Genomic DNA, 26,245 nt, shown 5'->3' on the forward strand with positions numbered 1-26,245 from the left:
ATGGGATTGGGGATTGTCCGCGACGTTTTTTTAGTGTGGACGGCGGGTAGTTGGGGTATGTAGGGTGTAGCACAGAAGTGGCAGGGCGAAGCGAACCCCAGGCTAGATAATAAAGGTTACGGGATCACTGAGCAGCGACGGTTGCAGATGTTTCCGAGTTGGTGATCCTTGAAGCAGCCTGCCCAAGTTAGCGTCGAACGTATCGACCGCTCGATCCCGGTATTGATCTCGGGCGCGGTTGGTGGCGTGCTGCTGATGCTGATTACGTATGGCGTGATCTTCGCCCATGAGCAACATGCGATTTCCTTGCGGCAGTGGGTGGAGCATACGCACGATGTCATCGGGCTGATGGACCGGGCCTCGCGCAGCGTCGATCAGATTGAGTCGGACCGCAGTTTTGGGGGAGTGCAGCAGAGCCGTCCGATCCTGGAGCGGGACCGCAGGCAGGCGAAGAGACTGGAGACCACTGCGTTCAGCCTGCAGACGCTGGTCTCCGATAATCCCAAACAGACGCCCCGGATTGAGGCGCTCTTGCTGTGCGCTTCGAATCTGCGGGAGGGCACTGCGAGTGCCGATAAGTTTTTGAGGCTGGAGCCGGATACGTTCGAGGAGTGTCATCTGACCCTGGACGGATTGAGAACCGAAGAGCAAGGCTTGCTGAAGAGTCGAAGCGAGCAGGCGCAGGCCAGCGGCGTGGCTGCCATCCGGATGGGGATCGCATATGGGGCTGTTTCGTTTGCCGGGATGCTGGGTCTTTTCTGGTTTTTGATTCGAAGCGCCTTTCAGCGCAGGCGCCTGGCTACAGAGCTGCAAGAGGCGAATCGAGGGCTCTCCGATACGGTACGGCAGTTGGAAGAGCATGCCGTCGATCTGAACCTGCTGACCCTGGTGCGGGACGAGTTGCATCTTTGCGTGAGCTTGAAGGAGGCGCATGATTCGGCGGCGCTCTTTCTGTTTCAATTGCTGCCGAAGACGAGCGGTGCGATCTGCCTGATCAACGAGTCGCGCAACATGGTGGAGCGGGTGTCGCAGTGGGGTGAGACGCCGCGCATGGAGATGGTTCCGGAGGTCTTTTCGCCCGATCAGTGCTGTGGGTTGCGTTCGGGGCGTTCGCGGTGGCAGTTCTCCGGCGAGTCGGAGGTTCATTGCGCTCATTTTTCGGGGATGGTGCCGATGCATTATGTCTGCATTCCACTGTCGGCGCAGGGCGAGGCGCTGGGGTTTGTCACGATCCGATGTTCGAGCGAAGGGGAGTTGCGCGAGTTGGAGAAGAGCAGCGATAGTCTGCACCAGATCGTGGAGCTGACGGCGATGACGATTGCGTCGCTGAAGCTGCGGGTGAAGTTGCAGAACCAGTCGATCCGGGACCCACTTACGGATTTGTATAACCGGAGCTTCATGGAGATTGCCTTCGAGCGCGAGCTGCGCCGGGCGGTTCGGAAGCAGAGCACGCTGGCGGTGTTCATGCTGGATGTAGACCACTTCAAACAGTTCAACGACACGCTGGGACATGCGGCGGGCGATACGACGTTGAAGGAGGTTGCCGAGGTGTTCCGCAAGTGTGTGCGGTCGGAGGACATCATCTGCCGCTATGGGGGTGAGGAGTTCGCGATTATTCTGCCGGATATCACTCCAGAGGTGGCGATGGAGCGGGCGGAGTCGATCCGGTTATCCGTGAGCGCGATGACTCTGTGGGTGCATGAGCAACGTATGCCGGAGGTGACGATCTCCATCGGAGTTGCAATGTATCCGGAGGGTGGTTCGAGCACGGACCAGCTTCTGCGTACCGCGGATGAGGCTTTGTATCGGGCTAAGCGGGGTGGACGGAACAAGGTGGAATCGTCTATGGGATTTATTCCCGCTTAATTTTGTACGGGGCGTTCGGATTTGGGCCGGGCGTTGTTGTGGGACGCTGGCGCGATCTTGAGACTCGATGGATCGGAAAGTTGATCCGACGAAAGCTGGTTCTTAGGGAACCTCTGCTGAGTCGAGTGATGCTGGTTTATGCTGATGCCACATGAATCGATGTGTGAGTCGGGTTGGCTGGCTGAAGTTGCAGGCGCAGGCGTTGCGTACTGTGGAGACGTTGTCGTTGCGGTGTGGCTGCCGATCGCGTGTGGCAGGGCATCTGTTGACCGGTCTTCGAGGAGAGCGGGAGGCGCTGTTTCATCTGCGGGGGCTGGGGTATGTGGTGGTGGCCCGGCGGTGGAAGAGCGTGAGGCTGCGCGGGGATGTCGACCTGATTGCGTGGGAGGGCGATTGTCTGTGCTTTATCGAGGTGAAGACGCGGACGGGACATGATCCGATGGAACCGGCGGAGGCTGCGGTGGACTCGCAGAAGCAGGAGATGCTGCGGCGGATGGCGCGGGCGTACCTGCGCGGATTTCCAAGGAGGATGCGGAGCGAGGTACGGGTGCGGTTCGATGTGGTGTCGGTATACTTGCAGCCGGGCGGGATGGAGTTTGAGGTGCGGAGAGGGGTCTTTGGATGGGAATGACGTATGCGCAGGGAAGCGATGTCGCGGCGCTAGAGCCGGCGGAGTTAAGTGAGCGGCTTGCCGGGGTGATCGAGGCGGCGCTGGTGTGGTTGCGGCCTTTGGGCGATGCGGTGGCCGGACGACCGGAGCGGGAGGGGAAGTGGAGCGCGAAGCAGGTGATTGGGCACCTGACGGACTCGGCGGTGAACAATCTGGGCCGGGTGGTGCGGATGCAGATCGCTCCGGGGCAGAGGATGGGAGGCTATGAGCAGGAGGAGTGGGTTCAGCTACAGCACTACCAGGAGCGAGGGTGGACTGAGGTATTGGACATGTGGGTAGCGCTGAATCGGCAGATGGCTTGGACGGTGGCGCATATACAGAAGAGCAAGCTGGGGCAGGTGGGGTCAATAGAAGGGGACGAGCTGACGCTGGGATTCCTGATTGAGGACTATATCGCGCATATGGAGCATCATTTGCGGGCGATTCAGGTTTGGGTGGGCTGACCATTTTCGGTGCGGCGGTGTCTAATAAGGTGTTTGAGATGATGACTTGCGAGGATTAAAGCGATGACGCTGCTGAATGCACCGGAGTATGACGAGAGCGGAGAGACGCGTAAACGCAATCTGCTGGTTGGGTCGGGGATTTTACTGGCGGTGCTGGTGTTGACCTGCCTGGGAGGCTATCTGCTGGGGCATGGGTGGTTCTTTTCGAACCTGCCGGCGGAGCACAAGGTGAGTAAGTTCTTTTCGGCACTGGAGGCGAAGGACTTTCCGAAGGCGTATGCGATCTATATGAACGATGCCGAGTGGCAGCAGCATCCGCAGAAGTACGACTACACGCTGAAGCGGTTCACCGAGGACTGGACGACGGAGAGCCCGGTGAAAGAGCCGATTACTTCGCACCAGATCGATATCTCGAAGACGGATGGGACGGGTGCGTTTGGGACCGGGATTATCGTGGCGGCGCGGGTGAACGGCGATCACAAGCTGTTCATGTTTTACATCCGCAAGGATGGGACGCTGACCTGGCCTGCTCCGCATGAGCTGGGGTATTAGGTCGCGGTGAGTTGGTTCGTTGCGCTGGATTTGTGCCGATCCGAGCGAACCGCGGGTCCTTCGACTCCGTTGCTCGCAAAGTGCGCGAGCAACTTAGCTCAGGATGACAAATTTGTGGTGTGCGCTCAATGTGGTGCGAGCCGCTGTGGTGCGCGCTAAATTTAGTGCGAACCAAGTTGGTGCGAACTACAAGTTAGTGCGAACTAATAGCCAGTTCGACTGCGCTTGCTGCGGGAGGGGAGAGGCGGCGGGCTCCCCAGAGCAGTAACAGGCCAATGAATAAGTAGATGGCGGCGGTAGCGGAGATGCAGGCGCTCATGCCGTAGCGCTGAGCCGCGACGGCGATGGCGATGGGGGCGAAGCCGCCTCCGAGCCAGCCCATGGAGTTGAGGAGTCCGGCGGCGGTTCCGCGACGGGCTGTGGGGACGACGTCGTAGAGGCCCGCGAAGAGATTCGCGTCGTAGAGGCCCTTGAAGTAGCCGAAGCCGACCATCGCGAGGATGAGCCAGGGGATCGAGGTGGTCCAACCGGTGAGGAAGAGGAAGGGCACTCCGCAGAGCAGGCCGAAGGATTGGGTGAGAAGGCGGCCGCCGTAGATCTTTTTGACGAGGGTATCGGCTAGCAGGCCGCCGGAGAGGACGCCGAGGACAGAGGCGATCTGGAGGTAGGCGGTGCCGTTGAGTCCGGCCATGGAGAGGCTCATGTGGAACTTCTGGAAGAGGAAGGTGGGCATCCAGGTGAGGAAGACGACCGCTACGAAGTTGGCTCCGATGAAGACCGCGATTAGGAGCAGGACCATGGGATTGCGCAGGACCTCGCGGAGGCCTACGAGGAGGTTTCCGCTGGTGGGCCGAAGGGCCTGGGAGGCTGGAGCATCGGACATGCCGCGGGTGGGTTCCTGGAGGAGAGTCCAGAGGATGAGGCCGAGGAGGATTCCGAGGCCGCCGAAGAGTAGGAAGCTGGAGCGCCAGCCGTAGAACTGTCCGACGAAGCCGGAGACGGCTCCTCCGGCGATGCTGCCGGCGTAGACGGCGGACTGGTGGAGCGACATCGCCCGGGAGCGGGTGGCGGAGGAGTGGTAGTCGCCGATGAGGGACATGGCGGCGGGGAAGTAGAAGGCTTCACCCAGACCGCCGAGGGCTCGGCAGAGGACGAGCTGGGCGTAGCTGTGGGTGAGGGCCGTGGCAGCGGTAATGAAGGACCAGAAGATGAGGGCGCTGAGGACGAGGGTCTTGCGGGGGAGGCGGTCGCAGAGCCATCCGGCGAAGGGGCCGAAGAGGGCGTACATCCACATGAAGGAGGCTCCGACGATGCCGAGCTGGATGTCGGAGAGCTGGAGTTGCTGCTTGATGAGGGGGAAGACGGAGAAGATGGCCTGACGGTCGGCGTAGTTGAAGAAGCAGACGAACCAGAGCATGGCGACGACGAGCCATTTGTAGGAGCTTCGCCGCGTGATGGCTTCGGTCATGATTGGGGCGTCATCTTATGGATGTCGAAGAAGGTGGGGACGGCGTGGCGGAGGGAGGTCTCGCGCTTCCACTGGTCGTAGGCGTTGAGGCGCTCGCGCTGGCTGGCCTGGATGTGTTCGACGATGGCGGTCATGGCGGCTTCGCTGTGCTGCTGGACGACGGCGTCGAGGATGCGCTGATGGTACTCGTAGATGCTCTGGAGGGCGGCGCGGTCGTGGCCGCCGCGATGGATGGCGAAGATGCTGATGAGGAGGCGGGTGTCGTTGATGATCTTCTGGACGCGGGAGTTCTGAGCCATGCTCATAAGGAGAGCGTGGAAGCCGAGGTCGCAGGCGATGAAGCGCTCCATGCCGGACTGGTCGAGGTGGGTGTTGCCGGAGGTGTCGAGCTCTCGCTGGAGGGTGAGGATCTCGTCGACGAGGTGCTGGAGGCGGTCCTGATCGGCGGGGCGCATGGTGAGGCGGGAGACCTTGGCGACGGCGTAGACCTCCAGGGCCTCGCGGAGCTCGTAGAGCTCGATGATGTCTTCGCGGGTGAGCTGGGCGACGACCATACCACCACCCGGACTCTGGTGGAGGAGGCCCTCGGCGGCGAGCTGGTTCATGGCCTCACGGATGGGGGTGCGGCTGCTGCCGAGCTCTTTGGCGAGGAGAAGCTCGGAGATGCCGCCGCCGGCGGGGAGGGTTCCCTGGGCGATGAGCTGCTGGATGTGGAGGTAGGCCTTTTCGCGGATGGAGAGGTCGCGTGCGCCGTGGTGCTGCCTGGGTCTGCGGCTCATTCGCCCAGCATACTCGGATTGGAGTTTTGGCATGGCTGTCGACCTCTTTCCGGGTTGGCCTTCCGTGTCGATTCTCAGGATTGACGAGGATGAATGGCTGACTCTGCGAACCTTTATATCTTCGATTGCGAGATATGTCGACATCAAGACGACATGGAGGGTATAGTCGCTGTGCAGTCATACGGAGGCTTATGCGGTCGGTTCGATCCGGGTGGACGTTCGGGATTTGTCTTGCGATTTGTTTGGGGGTGATGGCGGCCTCGGGGTTGGCGGTGCGAGCGGCGGAGGCGAAGCCGGTTCGGGAGCAGATCTTCGCGCCGGGTACGGCTCCCTTCCCTTCAAGCCATGCTTCGACGGTGGTGGAGTTGAAGGGTGGTGGGCTGATGTCGGCGTGGTTTGGAGGCACGGCGGAGGGCAAGCCGGATGTGGCGATCTGGAGTTCACGGAGGACGGCTGGAGGGTGGTCGGCTCCGGCGGAGCTGGCGCGGGAGGCGGAGGTGCCATGCTGGAATCCGGTGCTGTTCCATACGAAGGATGGGCGACTCTGGCTGTACTACAAGTTCGGGCCTAGCCCAAGCAACTGGACGGCGGCGAGGAAGGTCAGCGCGGATGAAGGGGTGACCTGGAGTGCGGCGGAGTATCTGCCGGCAGGGCTGGTGGGGCCGGTGCGGGCGAAGCCGCTGGTGCTGGAGGATGGGACGATCGTGAGTGGGTCGTCGGTGGAGGCGTACCGGTCGTGGGCGGTGTGGATCGAGCGGAGCACGGATGGAGGGAAGACGTGGGTGAAGATCGGGCCGATCGTTCCGCCGATCGATGCCGCGAAGGAGGACCTGAGCCGAGGTCCGGCCCCGGTGCTGCCGGGTACGACGAAGCCGAAGGAATCGGCTGTAACGCGGGGGATCATTCAGCCTTCGGTGGTGTCGTTGGGAGGAAAGCATCTGCGGCTGTATGCGCGGTCGACTGCGCTGACGCAGCGGGTGACGGTGGCGGACTCGTACGACAACGGAGTGACATGGACGCAGGGGCGGGTGCTGGAGGTGCAGAATCCGAACTCGGGGATCGATGCGGTGGCGCTGCGGGATGGGCGGGTGGTGCTGATCTACAACAACACGACGAGCGGGCGGACTCCACTGAATCTGGCGGTGTCGACGGACGGGGAGCACTTCAAGATGTTCGCCACGCTGGAGGAGGAGCCGGGGGAGTACTCGTACCCGGCGCTGATCCAGACGGCGAACGGCGATCTGGAGATGACGTATACGTGGAACCGGAAGATTATCGAGCACGTTCATCTTCCGCTGGCGGATGTACCGAAGTAGGAGCTTCATTCCGAAAGAGGGAGATCGCATGGCAGAGAAGCTGGTGACAGGGGTGTATGTGGCGGTGCTGACGCCACGGAGCGCGGATGGCAGCATCGACGCGGCGGGTCTGGGGGCTGTGATCCGGTTCCTGATGGGGAAGGGGATCTCGTCGTTTGCGGTGAACGGGGCGACGGGGGAGCTGTGCCTGACTACTCCGGATGAGTTGCGGATGATGCTGACGGTGGTGCAGGAGGCGAGTGCGGGGCGGGCGGAGATTCTGTGTGGGGTGGGAGCGCCGGGGACTGCAAGGGCGAAGGAGTTGGCGGTGACTGCACGGAGCGCCAGCTACCACGGTGCGGTGAAGGGGCTGCTGCTGCCGATGCCGTACTTCTTTCCGTATCAGCAGGAGGATCTGGAGTTGTTTTGCAGGGAGGTTGCGGCGAGTACGGAGCTGCCGATTCTGCTGTACAACCTGCCGCAGTTCACCTCGGGGCTGGCGAAGGAGACGGTGCGGAGGCTGATTACAGAGGTGGCGAATATTGTCGGGATCAAGGATTCGAGCGGGTCGCTGGAGATTCTGCGCGACCTGACGGAGCATGGGGTGGATGCCTGCCGGCTTGTGGGGAATGACACTGTTTACGCTCAGGCGTTGCAGGAGGGGGTCTGCGACGGGATCGTGTCGGGGGTGGCTTGCCCGTTGCCGGAGTTGATCCAGGCGTTGTGGCGGGAGGCCGCACGTACGGAGTCAGAGGAGTTTGCGAGTGCTTCGCGGTTGCTGGATGAGTTTATTGCGCAGTTGAATGCGTTTCCTACGCCCTGGGGCCTAAAGTGGACGGCGGAGGCTCGAGGCATTGTGCCGGCTACGTTCTCGCAGCCGGTGACGCAGCATCGACGCGAGCAGGGACGTGCGGTTGTGGCATGGATGCAGGAGTGGCTGCCCGGCGCGATCGAGGCGACGACCCGGTAGGACAAGCGATAGGAGAGGATTCGATGGAAGAGAAGTTGGTGGCGGGAGAGAAGGATGTGTTTCTGGTGACGAGCGGAGACCTGCGGGTGGCGGCGAACCAGGTGTGCTGGCCGGCGCAGCGGGAGTTGGAGGAGCGGCTGACGGCGGCGTTTGCCGAGCAAGGTTTCAGGCTGGTGCGGGCTCATGCTTATGACGAGGTGGAGGGGCATGGGTTCATCTCGTCGCAAAGGATGGGGATGGATGTGTTCATGCGGATTCCCAAGGGCGTGAGGCTGGTGTTCGCGACGGCGGCGTGGCAGTACAGCCACCATGTGCTGCCGGGACTGCGCAGCCATGAAGGGCCGATGCTTACGGTGGCGAACTGGTCGGGGCAGTGGCCGGGGCTGGTGGGACTGCTGAATCTGAATGGCTCCTTGACGAAGGCGGGGGTGGAGTTTTCTTCGATCTGGAGCAGGGACTTTACGGATGCGTTCTTTCGCGATGGGGTGGTGGAGTGGCTGAAGGATGGGACGATCTCGCATGATGTGTCGCAGGTGCATGTGCTGGAGGCGGGGAGGATCCCGGCGGAGTCGGCGGCGCTGGGCCAGAGGCTGGCAGAGGAGTTGAAGCATCGCAAGGCGATTCTGGGGATCTTCGATGAAGGGTGCATGGGGATGTATAACGCCATCGTTGACGATGAGTTGCTGAACCCGGCGGGCATCTATAAGGAGCGGCTGAGCCAGTCGGCGTTGGTGGCGAAGATGCGGACGGTGGCGGAGGATGAGGCTGCCGCGGTCTATCAGTGGCTGGTGGAGAAGGGGGTTACGTTAAAGCTGGGCAAGGACCCTGCCACGGAGTTGACGCTGGCGCAGGTGCTGGAGCAGTGCAGGATGTATATCGCGGCGGTGCGGATTGCGAATGAGTTTGGCTGCGATGCGATTGGGATTCAGTATCAGCAGGGGCTGAAGGATATGGCCGCGGCGTCGGATCTGGTGGAGGGGCTGCTGAATAATGCGGAGCGGCCTCCGGTGTTTGCAGAGGGGACGCAGACGGAGTTGTATGCGGGTGGGCCGCTGGTTCACTTCAACGAGGTGGATGAGTGTGCGGGGGTGGATGGGCTGGTGACGAATCGCTGCTGGAGCGCGCTGGGGATCGATCCTTCGACGACGCTGCATGATGTCAGGTGGGGCGAGCACTACAAGGGCGAGGGGTTGGATGAGTTTGTGTGGCTGCTACAGATCTCGGGTGCGGCTCCGGCGAACCACTTCGTCGGCGGGTATGCGGGGGCTACGAGCGAGCGGCAGCCTGCGATGTACTTTCCGCTGGGAGGCGGTTCGTTGAAGGGTGTGAGCCGGCCGGGAGAGATCGTCTGGAGCAGGGTGTTTGTGGAGGGTGGGGCGCTGCATGTCGATCTGGGGCGAGGGACGGTGGTTTCGCTGCCTACGGCGGAGACGGAGCGACGCTGGAGGGAGACGACGTACCAGTGGCCGATTATGAATGCTGTCTTTCATGGCGTGAGCCGGGACCAGTTCATGGCGCGGCATCGGGCGAACCATGTGAACGTCGCGTATGCGCCTACGGCTGAGATGGCGGATAAGGCGCTGGCGACCAAGGCGGCGATGATGTCGGCGCTGGGGCTGACGGTGCATCTTTGTGGGGAGACTGCTATTCGCTAAGTGCTCCAGAGCTGGCGGCGTGGCGTGCGGGTCTTTTTAAGATTTTAAGAGAGACTGGATGGCAGTGTCGCGGGAGCTGTGCGACTGGGAGAAGACATTGAGCGTAGTGGCGGGAGTTGACTTCGGGACGCTGAGCGTCCGTATCTCGATCTTCGATAAAGAGCGTGGGAAGCTGGGTTCGGCTACGGCGGAGTATGCGCTGAAGCGGTCGGCGACCGATCCGGACTTCGCAACACAGAGCCATGATGAGCAGATGGCGGCGCTGGCGCGGGCGATGCGCGAGGCGGTGCAGGTGAGCGGGATCTCGGGCGACTCGGTTGCTGCGATTGCCTTGGATACGACGGGGTCGAGCGTGATTCCGGTGGGCGAGGGGATGGTCCCGCTGGGGGACTACTACCTGTGGTGCGACCATCGGGCGGCGGGTGAGGCGGCAGAGATTACGCGTGCGGCGAAGAGCTATGACGGAGGCGCGGGGTTCGAGGGGATCGAGTGGTGCGGCGGGGTGTACTCGTCGGAGTGGGGGTGGTCCAAGCTGCTGCATTGGTTGCGGCATAATCCGGCAGAGCGTGGGAGGTTTGTAACGGCGCTGGAGCACTGCGACATGGTGGCGGCGACGTTGTGTGGGATTACCGATCCTGCGGAGCTGCCGCGGAGCATCTGCGCGATGGGGCATAAGTGGATGTGGAACGAGCGCTGGGGTGGGCTGCCTCCGGAGGACTTTCTGGTAAGCGTCGATCCGCTGCTGGCGGGGGTTCGGGAGAAGATTGCGGGGCGGTACCAGACGTCGGATAAGCTGGCGGGACATCTGAGCGCGGAGTGGGCAGAGAGGCTTGGGTTGAAGGCGGGGATTCCGATTCCTACGGGGGCGTTCGATGCGCACTGGGATGCGGTGGGAGCGAATATACGGCTGGGCGATGTGGTGAATGTGATCGGGACTTCGACCTGCATCATCGGGCTGAGCGCGGAGCAGAGCCTGGTGCCGGGGGTGTGTGGGGTGGTGCCGGGATCGGTGTATCCGGATAAGGTGGGGATCGAGGCAGGGCTGTCGGCGGTGGGGGATATCTTCAGCGCGATTGCGACGCGGGCGGGGAGCACGGTGCAGGCTCTGTCGGAGGCGACGAAGGACTATCGCGCGGGGCAGACGGGGCTGCTGCGGCTGACCTGGGATAACGGCGACAGGACGGTGCTGGTGAATCCGGAGCTGGGTGGGGTGACGCTGGGTTGGAACCTGATGCATACCGCCGCAGACGAGCTGTTCGCAGCGGTGGAAGGGACGGCGCTGCATACGAGGATCATTCTGGAGCGGATGCAGGAGCATGGCACGGTGATCAACCGCGTGATCAATGGCGGGGGGATTCCGAAGCGGAATGCGGGGCTGAACCAGATCTATGCGAATGCGTTGAACAAACCGGTGCTGGTGCCGGATGGCGATGTGACGAGCCTGGGGTCGGTGATCCTTGCGTTTCTGGCGGCAGGGGATTTTGCCACGGTGGAAGAGGCGCAGGATGCGCTTTGTCCGGCGTATCGGGTGTTCGAGCCGCAGGCTGATGCGGTGGGGCAGTATGACCGGCTGTATTCGCTCTACCGGGATGTTTACTTTGGACTTGGGAGCCCGGATGCGGCGCCGGTGGCGCTTGGTCGCGTTCTGCCTGAGTTGCGGGCTATTCGCAGGGTTGCTTCAGGGGCTGTTTAGGATCTACCAGGCGTGGATCATCTGAACGCGGAGAACTCCTCCGGAGTAGAGAAGGCCTTTTCCCTCGACGCTATAGCCTAGTGACTTCAGCAGTGTGTACATGGTGTCGAAGTCTGTGTCGCTGTGGTAGGTGGTGACTGCCAGCTTGGGGTGGAACTCTTTCAGGAATTTTTTCCCGCCGGCGAAGATTGCGGGTTCGGCTCCTTCGGCGTCGCACTTGATAAAGGTTGGCTTGAACTCCAGTTTTTCGACTGCTTCGTCCAGAGTTACTACGGGGAGTTCGTAGGCACCTGGAACAGGCTCGGAGCAGATGCGGCTGCCGGCGGGGTTCTTCAGGTCTTCCGCAAAGTATGCCGTGGATGGCTCGCCTCCGAAGAGACAGTTCAGGATTTGCGGGCTTGGCTCATTGCGAATCTGGAAGAGCTGAGTCATGAGAGCGCACATGGAACGGGACGGCTCGACGGCGATGACGTGTTTGCACTTCGCGGTTACGAAGGCTGAGAAAGCTCCTTCGCAAGCGCCGATATCCAGGACGACGTCGTCTGGGCCGATCTGGGTGGAACCGTACAGGTATTGATGGGGGTGCTCTGGCGTCAGGATCTCTGAGAGTATCTGCAGAAACCCCGACCTTGGAGCATTGCCAGGCCAGAGGAACTTCTGATTCCCGATCGTGGCCTGCAAGAAGCTGCCGACGTCGCTAAAGGAGTAAGGGGCTGACTCGCGAAACTTTCGGTCGAACTTGCTTCCAGTGTGGAACAGCCACTGCTTGGACACGTTGCTGGCAGGTCCTTGAGAGCTTAGTAGATTCGTTATAGATCTCAGCTTCTCTATCATGGGTTGAGGATAGCGCAGTCGCGTATCGTCTGGACCTGAAAAGAGTTCTTTTGAGGATTTACTTCATTTACTTCTTGGCGGCGCTTCCTGGGGTTATGTTTGCATCTTCAGGGGCAGAGGGGTTTAGATGTCCCTCGGCGTTTTCAGGGGTGGGTGAGTCGACGCCCGTATGTCCGGGGCCGGCAGTACCGGGATTATCTCCGCGAGGGCCGGAGGGCTCCGCTGCCTGAGTGTGTGTGGCAGGGTTGCTTGGCTTTGAGGCTGCCTGGGATGATTCGGGATCGAGCTCGGCAAGATCAGTTTTCGCCATTAGGAAACACACCTCTCAATGCCTGAGTAACAGGCTATCTGGGGTATAAGAGTGGGGCGAGTCTCGTGCGGTTGTCCGATCTCGTCGCCACAGAGCGTTTCCTGGGCCGTATCCTAAATGTTGGAGGGACTGGCCTTCGAGGTAGAAGGGGCAGTTAGAAGGTAGAATCGGCTTTTTAGGGCTCTTTGCAGCCATTTGAGCATCTGCTTGCGAGGACTCGTTGGTGTCGTGCCCAGAGATGAACTTTCCCGTTTCAATTTGGACTGTTCAGCTTCGTCATGAACTGATTGAAGGGATCGGCGTTGGGCAGTGTGCGCCTGCTATGGTGTAAAAGCTATTTCTGGTTGCGAGAGATAGGGAGATCGATGTGACGAAGGCGGTTATGACGGAAAACATACTTGTAACGGGCGGGGCGGGATTCATTGGGTCCAATTTTGTGTTGGACTGGATCGCGGCTGGGCTCGGCCCGGTGGTGAATCTAGATGCTCTGACCTATGCGGGAAATCCGGAGAATTTGGCGACTTTGGAGGGCGATCCGGCCTATACGTTCGTGCATGGCAACATCTGCGACGCCGCGCTGGTGGAGCGTCTGCTCGCGGAGTACCGGCCCAGGGCAGTGGTGCACTTCGCGGCGGAGAGTCATGTGGACCGGTCGATTGTCGGACCGGAGGCCTTCCTTAAGACGAATATCGATGGGACGTTTACGCTGCTTCGTGCAGCGCGCAGCTACTATGACGGGTTGGTTGGGGAAGAGCGCGAGCGGTTCCGGTTTCTGCATGTGTCGACCGATGAGGTCTATGGGACGTTGACGCCAGAGGCTCCTGCCTTCCATGAGGAGACGCCCTATGCGCCGAACTCGCCCTATGCGGCTTCGAAGGCTGCGAGCGATCACCTGGTGCGGGCCTGGGTGCATACCTATGGGCTGCCGGCCGTTGTGACGAACTGCTCCAACAACTACGGGCCATACCAGTTTCCAGAGAAGCTGATCCCGCTGATGATCTCGAATGCCCTGGAGGGCAAGGGACTGCCGGTGTACGGAGATGGAAAGCAGGTTCGGGACTGGCTCTACGTCGGCGACCATGCCAGTGCGTTGCGTGTGGTGCTGGAGCGCGGCCGGATCGGCGAGACCTACAACGTGGGCGGCGGAAACCAGCGGACCAATCTTGAGGTTGTGACGACGCTATGTGAGCTGCTGGATGAGTTAGTACCGCAGTCGAAGTTTCGTCCGCACCAGCAGTTGGTGAAGTACGTCACCGACCGTCCAGGCCATGACCGGCGGTATGCCATCGATGCTCGCAAGCTGGAGGGCGAGCTTGGGTGGCGCGCGCAGGAGAGCTTCGAGACAGGCTTGAGGAAGACGGTGGAGTGGTATCTCGCCAATGCAGCCTGGGTGGCGGACGTGACGAGCGGCGCATATCAGCAGTGGTTGACCAAGAACTATGCCGCGCGAACGACCTTGGCGGCGGGAGAGGGAGCACGATGAAGGGAATTATTCTGGCCGGAGGCTCGGGAACACGGCTGCATCCGGTGACACAGGCGGTGAGCAAGCAGTTGCTGCCGGTGTACGACAAGCCGATGATCTACTACCCACTGTCGGTGCTGATGCTGGCGGGGATACAGGAGATCCTGATCATCTCGACGCCTGAAGATACGCCCCGATTCGAGCAGTTGCTAGGTACGGGGAAGCAGTGGGGTCTGTCGCTTCAGTACGCCGTGCAGCCCTCTCCGGACGGCCTGGCGCAGGCGTTTCTGATTGGCAAGGATTTTCTTGCGGGCGAGGGATGCTGTCTGGTGCTGGGAGACAACATCTTCTATGGTCATGACTTTGCCAAGGCGCTTCGCGCAGCTTCGGAGAGCGGCGAGGGCGCGACCGTCTTTGCGTATCCGGTGCTGGATCCAGAGCGGTATGGAGTGGTGGAGTTCGATGCGGAGCGTCGTGCGATCTCGATCGAGGAGAAGCCCACTAAGCCGAAGTCGCGCTATGCAGTGACCGGAGTCTATTTCTACGATGCGCAGGTGGTTAGCGTGGCGGAGAGTCTTAAGCCCTCTCCACGAGGGGAATTGGAGATCACGGACGTCAATAAGTGGTATCTGGAGCGCGGACAGTTGAGGACAGAGCTGCTGGGACGCGGGATCGCCTGGCTGGATACGGGGACGCATGACTCGCTGCTGGAGGCTTCCATGTTCATCCAGACGATCGAAAAGAGACAGGGGCTGAAGGTGGCTTGTCCGGAGGAGATCGCGTTTCGCCTCGGCTATATCAGCGCGGACGAGTTGCGGGCGCTGGCGGGCAAGATAGCCAAGAGCACCTACGGACAGTATCTGCAGCGCCTGCTGGAAGAGACGGTCTATTGATGGCAGCAGCGATGACGGAACGTATCTTGTTGACCGGAGCCTCCGGGCAGGTGGGCGGCGAACTCGTCGGAACGCTCGCTCCCTTGGGAGAGGTCGTCGCGCCGGGACGAGGAGTGGTGGACCTTGCGGACTCTGAGGGAGACTTCCGGTCGCTGCGGGAGATGATCCAGACGATAAGGCCTCGCTGGATCGTCAATCCGGCCGCCTATACTGCGGTGGATAAAGCAGAGAGCGAACCGGAGGTCGCGTATGCGATCAATCGCGATGCCGTAAGGGCGATCGGAGAAGAGGCGCAGAAGATCGGCGCCAGCGTCCTCCACTTCTCGACGGACTATGTGTTCGATGGCCTGGGCAGCGAGCCCTACCTGGAGACGGATACTCCCGGGCCTATGAGCGTCTACGGGAAGAGCAAGCTCGCCGGGGAGGTAGCGCTTGCCGAGAGCGGTGCGGCTCACATCGTCTTTCGGACCAGTTGGGTCTACGGGGGACGAAGCAAGAACTTTCTGCTGACGATTCTGAAGCTGGCACGGGAACGGGAGACGGTGCGGGTGGTTGGAGATCAATATGGCGCTCCAACGTGGAGCAGGGATCTGGCGGCGGTGACCGCAGCTGTGATGCAGCGTTGTGAGGCGGATGCGGGGAAGGGATCTCTGAGCGACACGGTGGCTCGTGCAGGTGGGATTTATCACGCAAGTGGAGCTGGGGTCACGACTTGGCATGGATTTGCTGCGGAGGCCGTCCGGCAGCAGAGAGAACGTGAGCCTGGAGTAAAACTGGCCGAGATTGAGGCCATCACCACGGCAGAATACCCTACGCCCGCGAGACGGCCCGAGAATTCGCGGTTAAATTGCAATAAGCTGGCCGATCGCTTCGGGTGGAAGATGATGGCCTGGCAGGATTCTTTACATAAAGTGCTAGCGGAGATCTGAGGGAGAATGACTCCGATTTCTTACTCCGAGGCTCCCTCCCTTTGGAGGGAGAGATTATGCGTCGAGTGGCGGGAGGTCGGCGGCGGTGAAGAGGGTGCCGACGGCATCCTTGGGGCTGACGGATGGAGTGAGTCCGTCCAGGGCCTCCAGAGGCCAGGAGATGTTGAGGGTGGGGTCGTTCCAAAGGATGCAGCGCTCCCCGGGTGGGTGGTAGAGGTCGGTCGTCTTGTAGAGGACTTCGGCGGTGTCGGAGAGGACGAGGAAGCCGTGGGCGAAGCCTTCGGGGATCCAGAGGAGTTGGAGAGGATCTGACTTGAGGTGAAAACCTTCCCATTTGCCGAAGTCGGGGGAGCTGGGCCGGAGGTCGACGGCGACGTCCCAGATGTGACCGGAGAGGACGCGGACGAGCTTTCCCTGGGGTTTACCGAGCTGGTAGTGAAGGCCGCGGAGGACGCCTTTGGTCGAGAAGGACTGGTTATCCTGGACGAAATGGGTCGGGAGGTGTTGATCTGCGAATTTCACTTGGTTGTAAACTTCCGCAAACCAACCGCGACTATCTCCGAATCGTTGGGGTTCCACTAATTGGAGATCTCGGATGGTGGTGTTCTTTACCTTCATAGAGATAGTGTAGCGAATCCGTCCGGAATTCCTGTATTCTCCTCCCTGGTAAGAAGTCCCATTAGTCACTTTGGTACTGAAAGCTCGAAGAAATGGTTGTCTGTGAAAGGTTAAGGTTACCTAAGGAATACAAACGGGTAAACTAATCGGGTTGAGCAACTGTGGTTGAACTTCTCTCGTCCCAATCTGATACAGGAAGATGAGAGATACGAGGACACGCATATCGGGCCATCAAGAGTCCGTCCATCGGTTGGAGAGGGGCAACGAAAGCCTAAAACTCGCCGGATGGCGTTTAAGGAGAACACCGGAGGCGCGGACGTTTCGCAGTTGCGAGTTGCGAGACGGAGTGAAGGAAGCAATCCGCCAGACAGTTCAAGCAGGAGAAACCGCACGGCGGACTCGTCCCACAGCCGGGACAGAGATGCGACGGGCAGAGACTGGACAGAGATTTTGGTTGAATATCAATCTCCCGAGTCACGGGTAGTGGCCATAGAAGGTTCATATTCGTACACGGAGCCCTTGGGACGACCTTATTCGCGGTCTTACCGTTCAAACCGTTTGCCGTCGAGATTTTTCCGCTACCGAGTGGTAAAGCGAACCCTCGATATCGTTCTGGTGCTGGCGCTGACTCCCATACTGTTGCCGCTGATGCTTCTTCTCTCGGGCGTGGTGTGGATGAGCTCTCCAGGACCGATCTTCTACTCGCATCGGCGTATTCGGCGTAACGGTGAGTTCTTCTCGATGTGGAAGTTCCGCACGATGTGCCAGAACTCGGCTGAGGTTCTGGAGCACTATCTTGCGAGTCATCCCGAGGCGCGGGCAGAGTGGAACAAATCGCATAAGTTGAAGCATGATCCTCGCGTTACGCGAGTGGGATCGTTTATGCGGCGATACAGTCTCGATGAGATTCCGCAGATGTGGAACGTCATTACCGGACAGATGAGCCTGGTTGGACCTCGGCCGATTGTGGCTGCCGAGGTGGAAAAGTATGGCGATTGCTTCGGTTGCTACTGCCGTGTAAAGCCCGGACTCACGGGACTTTGGCAGGTCTCCGGACGGAGCAAGCTGACTTACGATGAGCGCGTGGCTTTGGACTGCGAGTATGTCGAGCGATGGTCGCTAACGCGCGACTTTGTGATCTTGTCGAAGACTTTTATGTCGGTTGTGAACCAGGATGGGGCTTACTAGCCTCGCTAGTCCTTGCGGTCTGAATAGGAATGATCGGCATCTGGACTCCAGATGCCGATTTCGTTTATGGCGTTAGAGCTTGAGAGCCTCGATCGCTGCTCCTACGCGTAGCATTGTTGCCTCGTCGAAGTGCTTTCCCATGACCTGAACGCCGATCGGCAGTCCTTTGGTGGTTTCGCCGCAGGGGATGCTTGCTCCGCAGATTCCGGCCAGACTTGCGGCGACGGAGTAGATGTCTTCCAGGTACATCTTCACTGGATCGTCTGTCTTTTCGCCTAATTTGAAGGCTGGGGTCGGGGTCACGGGCGATACGATTACGTCTACCTCCTCGAAGGCCGCGAGGAAGTCGCGTGTCAGCAGGGTTCGAACCTGCTGGGCTTTGCGGTAGTAGGCGTCGTAGTATCCGGCGCTGAGCGCGTAGGTTCCCAGGAGGATTCGCCGCTTTACTTCGGCGCCGAAGCCTTCGTCGCGGGTCTTGCGGTACATCGCGGAGAGAGTGTTTGCTTCCTGCGCTCTGAGACCAAAGCGGACGCCGTCGAACCGCGACAGATTTGATGAGGCCTCTGCGGTGGCGATGACGTAGTAGGTCGGGACTGCATACTTGGTGTGGGGCAGGCTTACTGGTTTGACTACGCATCCGGCGGCGCGGAGTCCGTCTAGAACCCGCTCGATGGCGGCGCGTATCTCCTCGTCCAGACCTTCCCCGAAGTATTCGGCTGGTACGCCTACTTTCAGGCCCGCGACTGGTTTTTCCAATGCGGCGACGTATCCGTCGACGGGACGGTCTGAGGCGGTGGCGTCTCGTCCGTCGGGTCCGGCGAGGACCTCCAGCATGGTTGCGGCGTCTTTTACGGTCCGTGTGAAGGGTCCTACGCGGTCCAGCGAGGATGCAAATGCGATCAGACCGAAGCGGCTTATCCGTCCGTAGGTGGGGAGTACGCCGACCACCCCGCAGAATGCCGCAGGTTGGCGGATCGATCCGCCGGTATCTGTTCCCAATGTCGCTACTGCAAATCCTGCGGCGACTGCCGCGGCGCTTCCGCCGCTGGATCCGCCGGGGACGCGGTCCAGGGCGCGGGGGTTTTTTACCGGTCCGTAGGCTGAGTTCTCGTTCGAGCTTCCCATGGCGAACTCGTCGCAGTTCAGCTTGCCTAGCAGGACGGCTCCTGCTGCTTCCAGTTTCGCGACCGATGTTGCGTCGTAGGGCGGCATGTAGCCCTTGAGGATCGCCGACCCTGCGGTTGCCGGGGAGCCGGTCATGGTCAGGACGTCCTTGATTCCGATGGGGACTCCTGCGAGAGGTCCTAGTGGGTCGCCCTTGGCTACGGCTGCATCCACTCGTTCTGCCTGTGCGAGGGCTCGCTCGCGGCTCAGGGCCAGAAAGCTGTTGATTCCCTTGGCAGCCGGATTCTGGGGGCCTTCTGGCCCGTCCTCGGCGGCGATGCGGGCGTAGTGCTGTTCTGCGAGTGCTGTCGCGGTTGTCTTTCCACCCACCAGTTCCGCACGAACCGCGTCCATATCCAACGTCAACAAGTCCAAACCCATCTCCTTCAAAACTCCTATTTGCTCACGCTGGCTTTATCGTTCAATGACCTTCGGCACCTTGAAGAAGCGGCCGTCCGTCTCAGGGGCCGCTGCCATTACCAGGCTGCGGTCCAGGGAGGGCCGAATCTGGTCGATGCGAAGCGATTCGCCGTGCTCCTGCGCCTGTAGTCCGAGCACTTCGCCTACCTGGGCCATCGCGGGGACGCCGGTGGTGTCGAGCTCGTTCAGCTCGGCGATGTAGCCGAGGACGGCGTTCAGGTCGCGCTGCATGCGCGGCTCTTCGTCTGGGGTCAGCTCGAGGTTTGCCAGCTCTGCGACTCGCCGGACGTCTTCCAGCGTTACTGCACTTTCACTCATATCCGCTCCTGTTGCGTTACCGCGATGCCGAATTTTTTAGGCTGGGCCGGACCTGCCGGCCTCCGCATTCTGCCTTGCAAAACTCTTTACCTCGAAGTGTATCCCGGTGACTGCTACCGCTGCGATCTTGGCTAGCTCCCGCCGGAGGACTTCGCTCATGGAGCGCATCTGCTGGAGCCATGCGGCGTCTGTCACCATGATTCGCACGAGTCCGTCTTCGTATCCCACTACCTCGCCGTGCCCTGCCATTGCGGAGCCGCAGGCGACCGGCCAGGCGGCTGCGAGGCGGTCGATTGCCTCCAGGGCTTCCAGGCTTCTCCCCAGGGATCCTCGTAGTAGTCCTCGCATTCCCTCCATCGGTCCCCCCTCCCCCCTTGGCTGGGCGCAACCCGTTTGTTTTGTTTCGCTTACGTGGGTTGATCGGCTGCAAGCTGTTCATTCTGGATGGGTTATGTCCAAATTCGTGACTCAGCTTGAGTTAGGTGGTTTTCTTTTCTTTCGTTCGGTTCTTTCTCTCTATGGTTCTATTTTATGGGATGGACCGTAACTAAAGTGCCACTTGGGTGGAGGATATTTTTCTGGCGTAAGTGGTTCTTGCTGGGAGCTTTAGATTAAGGGTGGACCTTTGCAAAGTGCTGTTTAGGGGTTGACAGCCTTGCGGAGGGGGCGAGGGTTGAGGCAGCGTCATTGACGCTGGTGAGGCATGCAAGGAAGACACCGTTAGGAAACTGGCTCGTCGATTTCTCGTCTACTCGTCGACTGGAAATTTCCATCTAGACAAAGCAAACGACACGCACACCAACGCAAAGACGAGCCAGGGAATAAAGCTAATTCCGGAAGCTCGAGGACTGCCGAATATCACGTCGTATTTGGACGTTACGCCCGCGAGCATTCCTATCAGGACATAACAAACAAATGAGATAAACCCTTGGATTCGTGAGACACATACAAACACCACGAGCGGAAGAATGAGGAGTGGGTAAAAGACCAGGTAGGCTTCATCAACGCTTGTTATGCTGGCGCCAAAGCTCATCGCCATGAGCCATATAGCTTCATAAGCCGCCGCTACAAGCACCGCAAGGCCCAAGACGGAGTATTCGGGAACTCGATAAGCGTTTAGCGGCATGCGTATGCACTCCCCGGAGTGGAGTTCAAATCAGTTGGCGATTGATTGAAATCCTACAGGCCAACGGCTGCATCGATAGAACGTTCGTTGTCCTTGGGTGGGTTGGGTTGAGCAAACGACTAGAACAAGCAACAGCAAGTGCAACCGCGGGTCCTTCGACTGCGTAACTCGCGGTGAAGCTGCGAGTTACTTCGCTCAGGATGACAAATTTGTGGGGGTATTGTCGTGAAGGCGTTTGTGGCTTGGGAAGGTTATGGTTCCCACCATTGATTGAGGCGGGAGCCTGGATTTGTGACGGGGGGAGAGTGGAGATCCCACCCTTCGCGAGAGACAAAGACGCGAAGGATGGGGCACCCGGGCTTTGTTGGGTCACGAGAACAAACGGCGGCGTTGGGTTGAATGACGTTTGTTCAATTTGGAGAGATGAGGTTGGGGAAGGAGTGCGGTCGTGCTTCGCACGATACCCCACCCTATTTGCGATGAGACTGCAAAAAGGATGAGGCACCCGCGTTGTGCTGCTCCGTTTAGGCAGTTGCTATTTGGGTTGGGGGGTTCTTGGGGGTGGGGGTTTCTGGGGGTCGGCGGTTGGGGTTGGATCTGAGCTGTTGGTTGGAGTGGCTGGGATGTTGTTGTCTGGGGTGGCTTTGTTGTTGGTGATGTCTTCGCCGTTATAGATGATCTTGCTGGTGGCGCGGAAGCGTTTGTAGTCGGAGTATTTGACGATGGTCCGGATGTGGACGTCCTGGGCCATGGCGCCTTGCTGGGCGGCGAAGTGGAGGTTGCCCTCGGCCTTGGTGTAGGTGGGGAACCAGAACTGTCCGTCAATCTGCTCGTAGTAGGTGGTGAAGGGCGGAGAGAGGTCTTCGTGGCCCTTACGCATGTCCTGGGGGACGGTCTTGCCGTTGACGAGGACGATCTGGAAGTCCTGCTGGTCGACCCAGACCTTGCCCTGGAAGTAGCGTTTGCCTTTGACGAGGGTCTTGGGGCCGGCGGAGAAGACGTAGGTATCGAGCTCATCGACCTTCTGGCGGCCGAGGTAGGCGACGTCGTACTGGGGCAGGTCTTCGGTGGTGAGGACGAAGGGGAGGCGGTGCTCGATCTCGTCGAAGTCGCCGGGGGACATCATGACGCGTTCGAGGCTGTTCTGGGGGGCGAAGACGACGCGCTCTTCGCGTTTGCCGTCGCGGTTGAAGGTGATGTCGGTGACCTGCTGGTACTCGCCGTCGGGACGGTTGGTGTCTTCGGCGAGGGTCTGAACTTTGACGGACTGGCGGAAGACGTAGTTCTGGCGGGCCTGGTTGAAGACGGATTCCCGGGCGGCGAACTTCTGGATGATCTGATCGGGGGTCAGGTTGGCGGGCGGGGTGGGGTCGAGGGGGCCGAAGCCGGCGGGGTCGTCGGAGGAAGAATCTACCGCTTCTGTGGGGGAATTTGCGGTCGCGGCGAATGTCGGAGCGGAGGCAGCCGATAGAACCAGCAGGATCACCAGAGTGGCACTCAAGAGGCTAGTGGGAATGACGGTCGCAGTGTTGGGGTTTTTCATAATGCGAGAGCTCCTGAGTGGCGGGGACGCTTTGCAGCGCGGTTGGTGGCTGATGACGTTGCGGAACCCGTCTCCTCTTAAAGAATAGACGCGTTAAACAGTAGACGCGGTTGAAGGAGATTTGGGGATGTATGCAGGGTTGGGAGGGGGCGAAGGTTGGACCGTGCCACGCGAGCTGGCGGCGGTAGCAGCTCTATGTGGGCTGGCGACGACCGGATGGGCGGTGCGGCGGGGGCGGTCGCTGATGGCGGCGGTGCGGCTGGACCGGCGGGTGAAGGCGGAGTTGGAGGCCTATGCGCGGCTGGATGCGCGGATCTCCTCGTCTGGCGAGGTGCGGGATTTATGCAAGCGGGTGTGCCGGACGGTGGCGGCGGTGAGCGTGTTTCGCCGGGTGGCGATGCTGGTGAGCGATGAAGAGGGACGGCTGGTGGTGACGGGGAGTCTGGGGCTGGACGACCTGATGGTGGAGGCGCTGGACGGCTGGGGTGAGCGGACCATGCGGGTTGGGCCACGGCTGCGGCAGGAGTCGACTGGGGAGGGAGAGGGTCGGAAGGGAAGGAACGCCGGGGCTCGTTTTCGGTCGGAGACGCAGGGGGCGGCGAAGGCATGGACGCGGAGCCTTGTGGTGAGGCTGGAGCTGGGACAAGGCGAGACGGAGTTGTCCATGGGCCAGCCGTGGTTCTCGGAGATGCGAATAATTCCGCTGTGGACGACGGCGGGGAGCATGGTGGGAGCGATTGCGGTCTGTGGTCTGGCCCAAGGGGGACCGGTGGGGGCGGAGGAGACGGGACCGTTGGAGGATCTGGCGGTCAAGCTGGCGCGGGCGCTCGAGAGTGTGGAGCTGATGGAGCGGTTGTCGCGGGCGGAGAGGCTGGCGGGGCTGGGGCAGCTTGCGGGTGGGATAGCCCGTGCGATGAATCATCCGCTTACGGAGGTGCTGGGATACGCGGAGCTGATCGCAGAGATGAGCCGAGACAGGCGAGTGCAGGAGAACGCGAACACGATTGCGCGGGAGGCGACACGGATGCGGCAGGCGGTGCAGGGTCTGTTGGATCTTTGGGAGCCGGTTCCGCTGGCCGATGAGGCGGTGAGCATGGCGGTGTTGGCGCGGCAGGTGGCGGCAGCATGCGAGGACAATCTGGCGGCGCGTGGGGTTCGGATGGTGGTGGAGGCGAGCGAGGAGGCCAGTGCGGTCGTACGGGGCAGGCGGGACCGGCTGAGGTTGATGCTGGAGCATCTGCTGCACAATGCGGCGCAGGCGATCGTGAAGACTTCGGCTGGTCTGGGGTATGGGCGGGAAGATGCGATACGGGTGACGGTGCGGCAGGGTGAGCGGGGCGTCCAGGTGATTGTGAGCGATACGGGGCCGGGATTCGCGGAGCCGGCGAGGGTCTTCGACCCGTTTTATACGACGCAGCATCCGGGTCAGGGAGCTGGTTTGGGGTTGAGCGTCTGCTACGGGATTGTGAGAGAGCATCACGGGGAGATTAGTGCGTTCAATATGCATCCGCACGGCGCGGCGGTGGTGGTGGAGCTGCCGGTGGAGGTGGCGGGGAGGGCATCAGAGGAGGTCGAGGAGGAGACGCGGCTGGGGCGGCGGTAATTTCTTTGCGCAGCGGGAGGCGTTTTTGCGATGCTTTCCGCCAGGGCCTTTTTGCCAAATGCAGATGGGATTAGACTTTCGGCATGAAGATCCGTGTCTTTTTCTTGTGTGTTGCGGTGGCGGGGTTGGGTTATAGGGCTGGTTGGGGGCAGGGCGCGGCTGGGGCGCGGGACGCCGGCAAGAGGCCGATGACGTTTGAGGATCTGCAGAAGATGCGGCGGGTGAGCGATCCGCAGGTGTCGCCGAGTGGCAAGTGGGTGATGTTCTCGGTGACGGAGGTGTCGCTAGAGAAGAATACGAAGGTCAATCACCTTTGGGTAGTGCCGGTTCGAGGGGGCGCGGAGGTGCAGGTGACCTCCGGAGAGGGGGAGTCGAACGGGCGGTTCTCGCCGGATGGCAGGTCGGTCTCGTGGACGGCGGGGGATCAGATTGTGGTGGCGCACTGGGATGAGGCCGCGGGCAAGCCAGGGGCAGGTCTGACGCTGACGCAGGTGAGCACGGGCGCGGATGGGGCGATCTGGTCGCCTGACTCGAAGCGGCTGCTGTTTGTCTCGAGCGTGTATCCAGAGTGCTCGGACAAATGGAGCTGGGCGGAGGAGAATGCGTGCAACAAGGCCAAGGATGATGCGGCGGCGAAGAGTCCGGTGAAGGCGCAGGTATGGGACCATCTGCTGTTCCGGCATTGGGATCACTTTACGGGGCAGAAGCGGAGCCATGTGATGGTGGTGGATGCGACCTATGGGGCTTCGGTGCGGGATCTGACTCCGGCGAAGGTGGTGGGGGATGCGGAGACGCCTACCTTCACGGTGGGTGGACCGCTGGGGTATGCGTGGGCTCCGGACTCGAAGGAGATTGCTTATGTGACGAATCTGGACCCGGTTCCGGCGGCTTCTACGAATAACGATGTGTTTATGCTGCGGCTGGATGAGCAAGGGGCGAAGGCGGTGAAGGTCTCGACCTCGCCGGGAAGCGACGATGCACCGGCCTATTCGCCGGATGGGAAGTGGCTGGCGTTTCGGACGCAGGCGAAGGCGGGGTATGAGAGCGATCGGTTTCGGCTGGCGATCTATGACCGCAAGGAGGGGACGGTTCGAGAGCTTGACTTGAGCCAGGAGGACTCTTCCAGGTCGGGGAAGCCGGTGGAGGTCGATCTCGATCGTTGGGTGGATGAGTTCTTTTGGTCGCACGATGCGCAGAGGATCTTCTTTGTGGCGGGAGACCGGGGCGAGGAGGTTATCTACGGACTGAACTTCAGCAGTGAGGAACTGCATCGATTTGGAAGGACTCCGGGAGTGTGGGGCAGCCTGGTGCAGGCCGGTCTTGAGTACAAGCTGGTGGGAACGCTGACTCGGGTGGATCAGCCGACGGAGATTGCGCTGGCCGATCTGCAGAAGATGGATGATGGCCCGGCTGCGGCGGTTTTGAGTCCGAGCAAAGCTGGTGTGGGCAAGGCTAGTGCGAGGAGAGCTGGTGCGAACAGGGCGGGTGCGGCCAAGGTTGTCAGCCCGCGGAGTGGCGCGGATCTGCGCGTCGAGAGTGAACCGGAGCCTCCGATTTTTCTGACTCATCTTAATGACGCGGTCCTGGCGTCTTTGGAGCTGACGCGGCTTGAGTCGTATTGGTTCACCGCGGCGGATGGAGTGAAGGTGGAGGGGTTTGTGTTGAGGCCTCCGAAGTTCGATGAGACGAAGACGTATCCGGTGAAGTTCCTGATTCATGGAGGGCCGGAGAGTGCGTGGGAGAATGCCTGGAGCTACCGGTGGAATCTAGAGCTGATGGCGGCGAGCGGATATGTGGTGGTGATGGTGAATCCGCGAGGGTCGACGGGGTATGGGCAGGCGTTTATCGATGGGATCAATGGCGATTGGGGTGGCAAGCCTTATCTCGATCTGATGAAGGGCCTGGATGCGGCGGAGGCGAAGTATCCGTTTCTCGACAAGACGCGGGAGTGTGCACTGGGGGCCAGCTATGGCGGGTTTATGGCGAACTGGGTGCTGACGCATACGAACCGCTTCCAATGCATCGTGACGCACGATGGGATGTTCGATCCGGCTTCGGCGTATGGGACGACGGAAGAGCTGTGGTTCAACGAGTGGGAGTTCCGGAGGCCGAAGGATACGAAGCCGGCGCAGCCGTGGAGGTACGATGCTTTGCCTGTTGCCGAGGATCCGTTCCGGAGGTGGTCGCCGATGCTTTCGATCCAGAAGGCGAAGACTCCTACGCTGGTGATTCATTCGCAGAAGGACTACAGGTTGGATGTTTCGGAGGGTCTGCAGTTATTTACGGCGCTGCAGCGGCTGGGGGTTCCTAGCAGGATGCTTTACTTTCCGGATGAGGGGCATTGGATCTTGAAGCCGCAGAACTCGCAGCTCTGGTATGAGACGGTGGGGGATTGGTGCGATCGCTGGACGAAGAGTGGCAAGTACGCGGAAGGAATGAAGTAGCG

The 26,245-nt window shown here is 60.7% G+C and carries 23 protein-coding genes; 14 read left to right on the forward strand and 9 right to left on the reverse strand.

Translation table 11 applies throughout. The features are described from left to right. The first annotated feature begins 168 nt into the window (after positions 1-168). The 4 genes from HB393_RS12600 (at position 169) to HB393_RS12615 (ending at position 3,531) form a co-directional block, all read left to right on the forward strand. Positions 169-1,866 carry a diguanylate cyclase gene (locus HB393_RS12600; RefSeq protein ID WP_213805533.1) on the forward strand — a complete coding sequence of 566 codons (1,698 nt, stop codon included), beginning with the start codon at positions 169-171 and terminating at the stop codon, positions 1,864-1,866. Between the two features lie 163 nt (positions 1,867-2,029). Then, complete coding sequence (locus HB393_RS12605) at positions 2,030-2,497, forward strand: YraN family protein (protein ID WP_345945176.1); 468 nt, start codon at positions 2,030-2,032, stop codon at positions 2,495-2,497. Further along, entirely contained in the window at positions 2,488-2,979 is a 492-nt protein-coding gene (locus HB393_RS12610; RefSeq protein WP_213805535.1) for a DinB family protein, read from the forward strand. Before HB393_RS12605 ends, HB393_RS12610 begins: the two co-directional genes overlap by 10 nt. Before the next feature lie 63 nt (positions 2,980-3,042). After that, entirely contained in the window at positions 3,043-3,531 is a 489-nt protein-coding gene (locus tag HB393_RS12615) for a hypothetical protein (protein ID WP_213805536.1), read from the forward strand. A 193-nt stretch (positions 3,532-3,724) separates the two neighbouring features. Here HB393_RS12615 and HB393_RS12620 read toward each other — a convergent pair whose 3' ends face one another. After that, a complete protein-coding gene (locus tag HB393_RS12620) occupies positions 3,725-4,999 on the reverse strand; it encodes an MFS transporter (protein ID WP_213805537.1) in 1,275 nt (424 codons plus the stop codon). Continuing rightward, positions 4,996-5,811 (reverse strand): GntR family transcriptional regulator, encoded by an 816-nt coding sequence (locus tag HB393_RS12625; RefSeq protein WP_255551044.1) that lies wholly within the window; start codon positions 5,809-5,811, stop codon positions 4,996-4,998. Before HB393_RS12625 ends, HB393_RS12620 begins: the two co-directional genes overlap by 4 nt. A 158-nt stretch (positions 5,812-5,969) precedes the next feature. On the opposite strand from HB393_RS12625, the gene HB393_RS12630 reads away from it, so the two are divergent. From HB393_RS12630 to HB393_RS12645, 4 genes are all read left to right on the forward strand, one after another. Beyond that, positions 5,970-7,094 carry a sialidase family protein gene (locus tag HB393_RS12630; protein ID WP_255551045.1) on the forward strand — a complete coding sequence of 375 codons (1,125 nt, stop codon included), beginning with the start codon at positions 5,970-5,972 and terminating at the stop codon, positions 7,092-7,094. Between the two features lie 28 nt (positions 7,095-7,122). Continuing rightward, complete coding sequence (locus tag HB393_RS12635) at positions 7,123-8,043, forward strand: dihydrodipicolinate synthase family protein (protein WP_213805538.1); 921 nt, start codon at positions 7,123-7,125, stop codon at positions 8,041-8,043. 23 nt (positions 8,044-8,066) lie between these two features. Beyond that, on the forward strand, positions 8,067-9,698 hold the full coding sequence (locus HB393_RS12640) for a fucose isomerase (protein ID WP_213805539.1): 1,632 nt from the start codon (positions 8,067-8,069) through the stop codon (positions 9,696-9,698). A gap of 97 nt (positions 9,699-9,795) precedes the next feature. After that, entirely contained in the window at positions 9,796-11,391 is a 1,596-nt protein-coding gene (locus HB393_RS12645) for a ribulokinase (RefSeq protein ID WP_213805696.1), read from the forward strand. A gap of 3 nt (positions 11,392-11,394) precedes the next feature. On the opposite strand, the gene HB393_RS12650 is transcribed toward HB393_RS12645, so the two are convergent. Next, positions 11,395-12,165, reverse strand: coding sequence for an FkbM family methyltransferase (locus tag HB393_RS12650; RefSeq protein ID WP_213805540.1), 771 nt, complete (start codon positions 12,163-12,165; stop codon positions 11,395-11,397). Between the two features lie 127 nt (positions 12,166-12,292). Beyond that, positions 12,293-12,535, reverse strand: a complete 243-nt coding sequence (locus HB393_RS12655; protein ID WP_213805541.1) for a hypothetical protein — start codon at positions 12,533-12,535, stop codon at positions 12,293-12,295. Between the two features lie 382 nt (positions 12,536-12,917). Here HB393_RS12655 and rfbB point away from each other — a divergent pair, with 382 nt between their 5' ends. From rfbB to rfbD, 3 genes are read left to right on the forward strand one after another with little or no spacing between them, the layout of a single operon-like run. After that, the gene (gene rfbB / locus HB393_RS12660) at positions 12,918-14,018 is read left to right on the forward strand and encodes a dTDP-glucose 4,6-dehydratase (protein WP_213805697.1); all 1,101 of its coding nucleotides are present in this window, start codon (positions 12,918-12,920) and stop codon (positions 14,016-14,018) included. Beyond that, positions 14,015-14,890, forward strand: coding sequence for a glucose-1-phosphate thymidylyltransferase RfbA (gene rfbA, locus HB393_RS12665; protein WP_213805542.1), 876 nt, complete (start codon positions 14,015-14,017; stop codon positions 14,888-14,890). Before rfbB ends, rfbA begins: the two co-directional genes overlap by 4 nt. Beyond that, on the forward strand, positions 14,890-15,819 hold the full coding sequence (rfbD, locus tag HB393_RS12670) for a dTDP-4-dehydrorhamnose reductase (RefSeq protein ID WP_213805543.1): 930 nt from the start codon (positions 14,890-14,892) through the stop codon (positions 15,817-15,819). The genes rfbA and rfbD overlap by 1 nt, the downstream gene beginning before the upstream one ends. 54 nt (positions 15,820-15,873) lie before the next feature. On the opposite strand, the gene rfbC is transcribed toward rfbD, so the two are convergent. Beyond that, positions 15,874-16,437 (reverse strand): dTDP-4-dehydrorhamnose 3,5-epimerase, encoded by a 564-nt coding sequence (gene rfbC / locus HB393_RS12675; RefSeq protein ID WP_213805544.1) that lies wholly within the window; start codon positions 16,435-16,437, stop codon positions 15,874-15,876. 585 nt (positions 16,438-17,022) lie between these two features. Between rfbC and HB393_RS12680 the strand changes: the two genes are divergently transcribed. After that, a complete protein-coding gene (locus HB393_RS12680; protein ID WP_345945177.1) occupies positions 17,023-17,625 on the forward strand; it encodes a sugar transferase in 603 nt (200 codons plus the stop codon). A 72-nt stretch (positions 17,626-17,697) separates the two neighbouring features. Here the strand turns inward: HB393_RS12680 and gatA are convergent, their stop codons facing one another. The 4 genes from gatA to HB393_RS12700 form a co-directional block, all read right to left on the reverse strand. Continuing rightward, positions 17,698-19,170, reverse strand: coding sequence for an Asp-tRNA(Asn)/Glu-tRNA(Gln) amidotransferase subunit GatA (gene gatA / locus HB393_RS12685; protein WP_213805546.1), 1,473 nt, complete (start codon positions 19,168-19,170; stop codon positions 17,698-17,700). 33 nt (positions 19,171-19,203) lie between these two features. Beyond that, positions 19,204-19,527 (reverse strand): Asp-tRNA(Asn)/Glu-tRNA(Gln) amidotransferase subunit GatC, encoded by a 324-nt coding sequence (gene gatC, locus HB393_RS12690; protein WP_213805547.1) that lies wholly within the window; start codon positions 19,525-19,527, stop codon positions 19,204-19,206. Positions 19,528-19,563: 36 nt separating this feature from the next. Next, positions 19,564-19,875, reverse strand: coding sequence for a DciA family protein (locus HB393_RS12695; RefSeq protein WP_255551049.1), 312 nt, complete (start codon positions 19,873-19,875; stop codon positions 19,564-19,566). A gap of 1,313 nt (positions 19,876-21,188) precedes the next feature. Then, on the reverse strand, positions 21,189-22,196 hold the full coding sequence (locus tag HB393_RS12700) for an outer membrane lipoprotein-sorting protein (protein ID WP_255551050.1): 1,008 nt from the start codon (positions 22,194-22,196) through the stop codon (positions 21,189-21,191). A 127-nt stretch (positions 22,197-22,323) separates the two neighbouring features. Between HB393_RS12700 and HB393_RS12705 the strand changes: the two genes are divergently transcribed. Further along, positions 22,324-23,799 (forward strand): HAMP domain-containing sensor histidine kinase, encoded by a 1,476-nt coding sequence (locus tag HB393_RS12705; RefSeq protein WP_213805549.1) that lies wholly within the window; start codon positions 22,324-22,326, stop codon positions 23,797-23,799. 83 nt (positions 23,800-23,882) lie between these two features. Then, positions 23,883-26,243 (forward strand): S9 family peptidase, encoded by a 2,361-nt coding sequence (locus tag HB393_RS12710; RefSeq protein WP_213805550.1) that lies wholly within the window; start codon positions 23,883-23,885, stop codon positions 26,241-26,243. The last annotated feature ends 2 nt before the right edge of the window (positions 26,244-26,245 follow it).

It is taken from the genome of Granulicella sp. dw_53 (assembly GCF_018449545.1).
In the GTDB taxonomy this organism is placed as follows: domain Bacteria; phylum Acidobacteriota; class Terriglobia; order Terriglobales; family Acidobacteriaceae; genus Edaphobacter.